The organism is Novosphingobium sp. Fuku2-ISO-50 (assembly GCF_001519055.1).
In the GTDB taxonomy this organism is placed as follows: domain Bacteria; phylum Pseudomonadota; class Alphaproteobacteria; order Sphingomonadales; family Sphingomonadaceae; genus Novosphingobium.
Genome location: NZ_KQ954309.1, coordinates 22,713 through 31,516 on the forward strand (window position 1 = coordinate 22,713; position 8,804 = coordinate 31,516).

The 8,804-nt window shown below is 63.4% G+C and carries 9 protein-coding genes; 5 read left to right on the forward strand and 4 right to left on the reverse strand.

Features of this window, described 5'->3' with window-relative positions; translation table 11 throughout:
* Nucleotides 1-99: 99 nt before the first annotated feature.
* Nucleotides 100-507, forward strand: coding sequence for a winged helix-turn-helix domain-containing protein (locus AQZ50_RS19325; RefSeq protein ID WP_369801445.1), 408 nt, complete (start codon nt 100-102; stop codon nt 505-507).
* Nucleotides 508-609: 102 nt separating this feature from the next.
* On the opposite strand, the gene AQZ50_RS19330 is transcribed toward AQZ50_RS19325, so the two are convergent.
* From AQZ50_RS19330 to AQZ50_RS19340, 3 genes are all read right to left on the reverse strand, one after another.
* Nucleotides 610-1,638, reverse strand: a complete 1,029-nt coding sequence (locus AQZ50_RS19330) for a winged helix DNA-binding protein (protein WP_067749151.1) — start codon at nt 1,636-1,638, stop codon at nt 610-612.
* 85 nt (nt 1,639-1,723) lie between these two features.
* Nucleotides 1,724-2,137, reverse strand: a complete 414-nt coding sequence (locus AQZ50_RS19335) for a L,D-transpeptidase family protein (RefSeq protein ID WP_231730424.1) — start codon at nt 2,135-2,137, stop codon at nt 1,724-1,726.
* 115 nt (nt 2,138-2,252) lie between these two features.
* Nucleotides 2,253-3,542 carry an adenylosuccinate synthase gene (locus AQZ50_RS19340; RefSeq protein ID WP_067749156.1) on the reverse strand — a complete coding sequence of 430 codons (1,290 nt, stop codon included), beginning with the start codon at nt 3,540-3,542 and terminating at the stop codon, nt 2,253-2,255.
* Nucleotides 3,543-3,729: 187 nt separating this feature from the next.
* On the opposite strand from AQZ50_RS19340, the gene AQZ50_RS19345 reads away from it, so the two are divergent.
* Complete coding sequence (locus AQZ50_RS19345) at nt 3,730-4,674, forward strand: alpha/beta hydrolase (RefSeq protein ID WP_231730425.1); 945 nt, start codon at nt 3,730-3,732, stop codon at nt 4,672-4,674.
* Nucleotides 4,675-4,697: 23 nt separating this feature from the next.
* On the opposite strand, the gene AQZ50_RS19350 is transcribed toward AQZ50_RS19345, so the two are convergent.
* The gene (locus AQZ50_RS19350) at nt 4,698-5,816 is read right to left on the reverse strand and encodes an ATP phosphoribosyltransferase regulatory subunit (RefSeq protein ID WP_067749179.1); all 1,119 of its coding nucleotides are present in this window, start codon (nt 5,814-5,816) and stop codon (nt 4,698-4,700) included.
* Nucleotides 5,817-6,072: 256 nt separating this feature from the next.
* Here AQZ50_RS19350 and AQZ50_RS19355 point away from each other — a divergent pair, with 256 nt between their 5' ends.
* The 3 genes from AQZ50_RS19355 to AQZ50_RS20660 form a co-directional block, all read left to right on the forward strand.
* Nucleotides 6,073-7,365 (forward strand): acetyl-CoA hydrolase/transferase family protein, encoded by a 1,293-nt coding sequence (locus AQZ50_RS19355; RefSeq protein ID WP_304437936.1) that lies wholly within the window; start codon nt 6,073-6,075, stop codon nt 7,363-7,365.
* 81 nt (nt 7,366-7,446) lie between these two features.
* Nucleotides 7,447-8,355, forward strand: coding sequence for a hypothetical protein (locus AQZ50_RS19360; RefSeq protein ID WP_156427457.1), 909 nt, complete (start codon nt 7,447-7,449; stop codon nt 8,353-8,355).
* The coding region (locus AQZ50_RS20660) for a hypothetical protein (protein WP_156427458.1) at nt 8,355-8,804 on the forward strand (450 nt) is incomplete at its 3' end. The genes AQZ50_RS19360 and AQZ50_RS20660, both read left to right, overlap by 1 nt.

Sequence of the window (8,804 nt, forward strand, 5' to 3'; positions counted from 1 at the left end):
ACTGCACAACGGCAAAAGGTTTTGCATGCTTGATTGCAGCGAAGGCCTGGGCAAGGGTCGGCACGGCCTGACCATGACCGGGAGCGCGCGGCAATGCCGATGATCAAACTAAAGCTGCAAGTGCTGTGCGACAATGCCATTGCCATCGGTCCGGGCAAGGCCGACCTGCTTGAACAGATCATGGCCACGGGCTCCATTTCCGGCGCAGCCCGCGAAATGGGAATGAGTTACCGCCGCGCCTGGCAATTGGTTGACGTGATGAACCGGTGCTGGAGCGACCGACTTGTCGAAACGACCCCCGGTCGCGCGAGCGGGGGCGCACGCGTAACCGAATTGGGCATTGCGGTGGTGCATCGCTATCGCGCCATGCAGCACACCCTGGAAACCTGCGCCGAAGAAAACGGCTGGCGCGAATTGTCCGCAGCAATCCGCGAAACGCCTCTGCCTCATCAACCCGGCAGCACCCTGCCGCAGCCCGAATGCGACAGCGCTGATAAGGCAGGGTAACCGGGCGATGAAGGCCAAAGGGGGCGATCTCATGCCGAACCGCCCCATCGCTCCCGCTCAGTTCAGGCCAGCTTTGATCAGGCCGGCTTAGATTAGGCCAGCTTAGATTAGGTTCGTCGCACTTGCCCCCAGTTCCGCAAAATAGCGGGCCATCGCATCGGCAGCCTTGTCTGTCAGGGTAATGAAAGCGCGCCGCCGATCGGTTTCGTCATCAACCCGCTGCAACAGGCCCGCATCTGTCATTTGCCCGATCCAGCGCAGCGCTGTCGTCGGGGGCACACCCGATGCAATGCACAGCGACGTGACCGAAACGCGGACATGTTCGACCCGCGCAGCCGTCAGATCAAGCAGCATGTCCCAGGCCGGATCGGCAAACAGGTCGCCTTCGAAAAAACGCGCCCGCAATTGCCGCTGGCGGATGATCTTGCGCACGAGGCGCGGATCGGGAAGCGGTGGACGCGACGCCCTGACCAGGCGATCGCTACCCCCGTCAAACTGCGGATCAAGCTTCGTATCGACTTTTCCGGCATAGCCCGGCTGGTTTTCAAAGCGGAATGCGCTGGGCGCCTCGCTGGTTCCATGCGACGAAATCTGCTCGAGTTTGTGGGCAATCTGGCTGACTTGTTCGGTCAGGCGCAAAAGGCTGAGCCGATCCTCTTCCGACAATTCGCGCACGCGGTTGCCGCTGCGCGCAAGAACCCGGCCCAGCGCAATGACCCGATCCGCCCGGCTGGGCGTGACCAATATTTGCGCATCGGCTGTGTCGAGACACCCGAACACTTCGTCCAGCGATCCCATCGAGGTTGAAACGACCAGATGCGAACCCGATTTCGAAGCCCGCTGATCCAGCCGGGACAGCGCTGCCAGTTCAGCACCATCGATCACCGGACAATCGACGAGCACCAGTTCCGGCAGAGACGGCGGATCGCCCGGCTCGAGCAACCGGGCCAAATCAGTCGTCTGCGCCACGCGCAATCCCGCCGCAGCCGCATCTTCGGCCATTTCCGCGCGCAAATAACCACGGTCGGCATAGATCGAAACTGCAAGGCCGGAGCGGCCAGACGAGCCGAATCCTTGCCCCGAGCCGGGGTCGTCACTGCCGTATTCGAACTGCGGTGCCGCCTGAGCCATGTCCTGTAAAATCCTTTCGCGCCGAAACGCGAACAAGAGTGGAACAAACGGCTATAAGGTCAACTACGGATACCTCGAATTTGGATCAAGGCACGATCTCGACCGGGGTATTATCCCCCACCAGAGACCATATTTCCTCTATTTCCATGTTACTTACGGCGATACACCCGGCGGTCCAATCCCCCGCAGGTCGATCGGCCATGCCGTTCGGCTGACCATGGATAAAGATCGCTCCGCCCGGATCGTGTCCCCGCACGCCCGCAAACGCCACATCCTGCGCCGCCGGATAGGACAAGTGCAGCGCAAGGTGATAAGCGCTTGTTTCCAGCCCCCGATCAATCCGGTAGCGCCCCTCGGGCGTGCGGCCATCGCCCGCGAAATGTTTCGGGCCGACCGGCTGCCAGCCGAGCTGAATATCGCGATAGACGCGCAAGGGCTCACCGCTCGACGAATAGAGCGTCATCCGCCGCGCCGTCTTTTCGATCAGCACACGGTCCACACCGGACGCCTGGGCACAGGCGACCCCGGGACAGGCCACCCCTGCACAGAACAGCGCGCCAAGCACCAGCGCAAGGCCCGATCGACCTCGCCCCCGGTGCCCGGCGCCCGCCATCTCAGTCGACGAAAGGATCGCGCACGAGGATCGTGTCCTCACGCTCGGGAGACGTCGAAACCAGCGCCACCGGCGTCTCGATCAATTCCTGCACGCGCTGGATATACTTGATTGCCTGTGCCGGCAGATCGGCCCACGACCGCGCGCCCGCCGTCGTGCCGTGCCACCCTTCGATCTCTTCATAGATCGGTTCGACTTCGGCCTGATCGGCGGCATGGCTGGGGAAATAATCGAGCACTTTGCCGCGCAGCCGATACCCGGTGCAGATCCGCACTTTGTCAAATCCGTCGAGTACATCGAGCTTGGTCAGCGCGATCCCGGTCACCCCGGAAATGGCGCAGGACTGACGCACCAGCACCGCGTCAAACCAGCCGCAGCGCCGCTTGCGCCCGGTCACGGTGCCGAATTCATGGCCCCGCTCGCCCAGCCGCTGCCCCGTTTCGTCGGTCAGTTCGGTCGGAAACGGACCCGATCCGACCCTGGTCGTATAGGCCTTCACGATACCCAGCACAAAGCCCGTCGCCGCAGGCCCAAGGCCCGAACCCGACGCCGCGGTGCCCGAAACCGTGTTCGACGAGGTGACAAACGGGTATGTCCCGTGATCGACGTCGAGCAGAACGCCCTGCGCGCCTTCGAACAGGATCCGCGCCCCGGCCTTGCGCACGGTCTGCAGCCGCTTCCACACCGGCTCGGCAAATTGCAGCACAAACGGCGCAATTTCGCGCAAGGCTTCCACCAGCGCAACGCGATCGACCGCCGGCTGGCCAAACCCGGCGCGCAGCGCATCGTGATGCGCGCAAAGCCGATCCAACTGCGCATCCATCGCGTCGAGATGCGCCAGATCGCACACCCGGAGCGCGCGCCGCCCGACTTTGTCTTCATAGGCCGGGCCGATCCCGCGCCCGGTCGTGCCGATCTTGCCCGTGCCCGCCGCCATCTCGCGCAATCCGTCAAGATCGCGGTGCAGCGGCAGGATCAGCGGGCAATTGTCGGCAATCGCGAAATTACCGGGGTTGATTTCCACCCCCTGCCCCGACAGCTTTTCCACTTCGGCCTTCAGCGCCCACGGGTCGAGCACGACGCCGTTGCCGATGATCGACAGCGTCCCGGTGACAATGCCCGAAGGCAATAGGCTCAGCTTGTAGACCTGTTCGCCGACCACCAGCGTATGACCGGCATTGTGCCCGCCCTGAAAACGCACGACGGCGTCCGCGCGACTGGCCAGCCAGTCGACGATCTTGCCCTTGCCCTCATCGCCCCATTGGGCGCCGATCACGGTAACATTTGCCATGGATACAGATTATCCCCTGCCGGGTGATCCGCAAGACGCCCTTCGACAGGACTCGACGCCGCGGATGGAACGGAAAAGTCGGACGGGCCAACCTTTGACTGCGCGCGGCGCACTAGGGGGAGATCAAGCCTCAAGTCAAGGCCCACCCCGGTCGACTCTTCCCTTTCCCACCGCATTGCGCCACACCATGGCGACCCTGCCTGCCTGGGCCAAAGGGAACCTCGCCTTGCGCAACCCGCTTGTCAGCCTGTTGATCACCATCGGCCTGACCTTGGGCAGTTGGGCCGATGCGCGCGCGGGCCATCCGGCGCCCCCCGTCCCCACCCCCTTGCGCTATGGCCCCGACCCGGTTCAATCGATCGATGTCTGGCCGGCGCGCGCTTCGTCGCATCCAACGCCGCTGGTTCTTTTCGTCCACGGCGGCGCGTGGAGCCTCGGCAGCAAGGACAATGCCACCGGCCGCGCCAAGATCGCTCACTTCGCGGCGCGCAATTTCGCTTTCGCAACGATCGGCTATCGGCTGGTGCCTGCGGCCCGCGTCGAGGATCAGGCGGCCGATCTCGCGCATGCGCTCGCCTGTCTGCTGGCGCAGGCCGATCGGCTGGGCATCGATCCCCGCCGCGTCATCGTGATGGGCCACAGCGCTGGCGCGCACCTCGCCGCGCTGGTCGGCACCGATCCGCGCTGGCTTCATGACGTCGGGCTGACATTCGATGCCATCGCCGGAATCGTGGCCATCGACGGCGCCGCCTACGACGTGCCGCGCCAGATGCGCGATGCGCCGCGGCTGCTGGCCCCGCTCTATGCCCAGGCTTTCGGCAACGATCCGGAGCGGCAGCGCGCCCTGTCCCCGTCGTGGCAGGCCGCCGCGCCCAATGTCGCCAATTGGCTGCTGCTGCATGTCAATCGCCCCGACGGCACCCGCCAGACCGAAGCGCTCGCCGCCGCGCTGCGCCGCGCGGGCAGCACAGTCGATGTCGTGTCCTTGCCAGGGAGCGGCCTGTCCGGCCATGTCGCCGCCAACCGCAGCATAGGCGATCCGACTTATCCCGGCACCACCGCCGTCGACCAATGGATCGATCGTGTACTGGCCGGGCGTACTCTCGCCGCGCGCCAGATGGCACCCGCCTGACTCTGAAAGCCTGACGCCGGCGATCAGACCGGTTCGGCCCCCACAGCAGTCAGGACATGGCTGCACCCCAGCGCCGCAGCGCTGTCCGCCTCGGCCAAGGCTGCCACCGTGCGCCATCCGATCGCGCGCAACCGCGCCGCCGCGTCCGCGTCATGCCCCAGCGGCAGGAACACGCGATCCTCTTCCGGCTCGGCATCGGCCAACACGTCGATCAGGCCATCGGGATAGAGCGAAAACCCCGTCGCCACCTCGCCCCCGTTGGGCCCGGCAATGCGATACGTGCCGCCCCGCCCCAAAATCCCGCGTACACCCTCGGCATAGAGCGTAAAGCCAAACCACGACTGGTATTCAAACCCGTGCCGCTCGCTCGGATCGAGCGTCAGCCGTGCGCGCCCGCTCAGCCGCGCGGCAATCTCGCGCAGCGCGGCGATCCGCCCGGCCAGCACGCCGCCGGTATCGAATTGCGCGAGCCGCTCGATCGCGCTGTCGAATTCACCGGTGGCATAGAGCAGCGGAACATAAGCCGCGCCGCCCGCATCGACCAATCCGCCCGCGTCCTTGGTATCGAGCTCGCGCCGCACCCCCTCGATCGCGTCAGGCGCCAAAGGCAATGCCTGCGCCGCGAGCACGTCGACCAGATCGGGCAGCGTGAAATCGACACTGACCCCGGTCGCGCCCGCCGCCTGAACCGCTTCGATCGCCATGGCCACGATCTCGCTCGCCGCCGCCATGCTGTCGCTGCCGATCACTTCGGCCCCGCATTGCAGCTTTTCGCGCGAAGGATCGAGCCCGTCGCCGCGGATCAGCAAGACCTGCCCGGAATAGCACAACCGCAAAGGCCGCGCCGCCGCCGCCAGCCGCGAGGCCGCAATCCGCCCGATCTGCGGCGTATGATCGCCGCGCAGGATCATCATGCGCAGGCTTTGCGGATCGACAAAGCGAAACATCCGTCGCGACCGGATTCCCGCCATGCGCGCGCCCAGCGTTTCGTCAAATTCGATCATCGGCGGCAGCACACGGTCATAGCCGTGCCCATGCATCACGTCATGAATAGCCCGCATGACCCGCGTCGCCGCCGCCGCTTCCTGCGGCAAACGGTCCTCCAGACCCTCGGGCAAAAGGTCGGGCTGGCTATTGCTGATGGCGCTGTTGCTCATGGACAGCGCCTTTAGCCGCATTGCGGGGCAAAGGGAAAGAGCCTGATCAGGGGAAAGGGCCTGATCGGGTTCCCGACACGTCGCCGGGCGCGATCTTCGACGATCGGACGATTTGCGACTGATCGACATTCGCCGCGTCATCTGTCAGGGGCGATTTGCCCCATCATAAAGGGCCTGAAAAGAAACTTCCGGAGATGCAGCAATGTCGGATGCGACGCAAAGGCAGCAAAGCGCGATCACCATGACCGCCGACCAGGCGGTCGCCATGATCCCCGATGGCGCCAAAGTGGCCATGTCGCTGGGGGCAGGTGCCCCTCCCGCCCTGCTCGATGCGCTCGCCGCGCGTGCGCGCGCCGAACCGACCATCCGGATCGGCATCTATTACATGCTGTCGACCGCAGTCGCCGGGCGCAGCGTCCTCGATGCCGCGCTGAACGACCGACTGATCCCGATGAGCTATTTCCATAGCGGCGTCGAGCGCGCGCTGGACAAGGCGCGCGCGGCAACCGACGCGCCCTGGGTCGATCTCCTGCCGTCGCATTTCAGCCAGGTGCCGCGTTCGCTGGTCGAACATGTCGGTGTCGACACGCTGATCGCCACGGTCGCGCCGATGGATTCAGACGGCTGTTTCAGCCTGGGCACCAATACCGACTATGCGCTGGCCGTGGCGCGCAAGCCGGGCGCGCGGATCATTCTGGAGGTCAATCGCCAGATGCCGCATGTACGCGGCGATTCGCTCATTCCGCTCAGCGCGGTGACTGCGCTGGTGGAAAACGATGCGCCGCTGATCGAATTGCCCGCCGCCCCGCGCAGCGAAACCGATGATCGCATCGGCGCGCTGATCGCGGAGCTGGTCGACGATGGCGCCTGCCTGCAAATGGGAATCGGCGCCCTGCCCGACGCCGTCTGCGCCGGGCTCGTTCATCACCGCAATCTGGGCATTCATACCGAAATGATGACCAACGGGCTGGCCCGGCTGATCATGGCCGGAGTCGTCGACAACAGTCGCAAGCAGATCCATCCCGGCGTTTCGGTGTTCACTTTCGCGATGGGCGACCGCGCGCTGTACGATTTCATCACCGACAATCCCGCCGTCGAAACCTACCCGGTGGACCACGTCAACAATCCGGACATCATCGCGCGCAACGACAATGTCGTCTCGGTCAATGCCACGACGCAGATCGATCTTAACGGCGCGTGCAATTCGGAATTTGTCGGCGGTCGGCAATTCAGCGCCACCGGCGGTCAGGTCGATTTCGTGCGCGGCGCCTATATGTCGCGCGGCGGCAAATCGATCATCGCCTGCCACTCGACTGCCGCCGGCGGCAAAGTGTCGCGCATCGTCGCCTCGCTGACCGGGCCGGTCACCACGCTGCGCAACGAAACGCATATCGTCGTCACCGAATTTGGCCGCGCCGATCTCAAAGGCAAGACTCTCGCCCAGCGCGCCGAAGCCCTGATCGCCATAGCCCACCCCGATTTCCGCGAGGATCTGGCCCGCGAGGCCCACGCCCTGCGGCTGCTGCGCGGTTAAACCCCGACCATTACGGGCCGACAGATTTGCGTGGACGCCCACCTTTGGCCCCATTGGCCCGCGCGGCGGCGGCCTTGGCGGGTGAACGCGCTTGCCCGGCGTGACGCGCTATATAAGCATGTCAAGTGCGCAATTGGAGGCTGGCTGGTGGATTCGGAAAGAAAACGGCCTGGCGATGAAAATGGGGTGCCATTGCGCGCCGGGCAAATCGGCAGGCATCGATTGACTTCGGCAGGGCGCATTGCCCGTATCCTGGCATTTGCATTTGGTGGAACGCTGATCCTGCAAGGCTGCGATGGCACGACATATCCGCCCTATCGCTACAAGGAAACGGTGGTGGTCGAGACGCCGCAGGGCATTCGCACTGGCTCAACGGTCATCGAGGTGCGCATGTACAAGGAGGGGCAGAGCAACCCCTTCGCGCGCGGCGCTATCCACGGTCAGTTCAAAGGAGAGGCGGCGGAGGTCGACCTGCCCAATGGGCGAGCGCTGTTCGCCCTGCTGACCAGCCCGTCGAACTATGGCTGGGCAAAAGGAGCGTACCAGATGCTGGCGCAACTGACGCCCGAGGAAATGGCGCAGCCCTATGACCCTGACAACACTGGCTTTGACATCCAGTATCGCCGCGCGATGGCGCTGAAGGGGCCGCAGATTTTACCACGGATGATGCCGTCAGCGGCGCCATCGCACGAGCCCGTTTCGGCTTACCCGTGGCTCGTGACGTTTGGAAACATGACGGATCCGACTAGCGTTCGGGCGGTCGATCCCGACAATTTGGCTGCCAGTTTCGGGCATGGCTACAAACTCAGGGCAATCGTGTTGGAGAAAACCGATGAGCCGGTGGGCGCGCGAATTCAAAAGGCGTTGGTCTGGCTGAATGATTATAGGGCTCGAAATTCTAGACTGGATGGCGATACATCTGTGGCTATTAAGTCTAATGACCTAAAAAGTAATTTGTCATCTGGCGATTTTTGGGTGGAGTCTTACTAATGGATCAGGACCTATTTGTCGCCATATTGGCCTTGGATTCTTATGATCGTGGATACGACTCCGATTTAAGTTATTCCTTATCCGATGCAATCGGAACGAAAATTGGAAATGCGACTGTAATTGCGCACTCAAGCGATGCAGCATCTTCTAACGAAGTGCAGGCCGGCTTCTATGCGATCGCCTACGACTGGGATGGCACGACAGTTATTTCCTATCGTGGAACAAATTTTGATTTCACCGGTGGTACTGGTAGTCCTATTTTCAAAGATTTCTTGAACGGATGGTCTCTGTTCACCGGCATCGGTACGAACTCGCGAGTTCCGGGGACACAATATCCAATTCAGCGAGTTCCGGGGACACAATATCCAATTCAGCACGAGTTCCGGGGACACCGAGTTCCGGGGACACAATATCCAATTCAGCACGAGTTCCGGGGACACAATATCCCA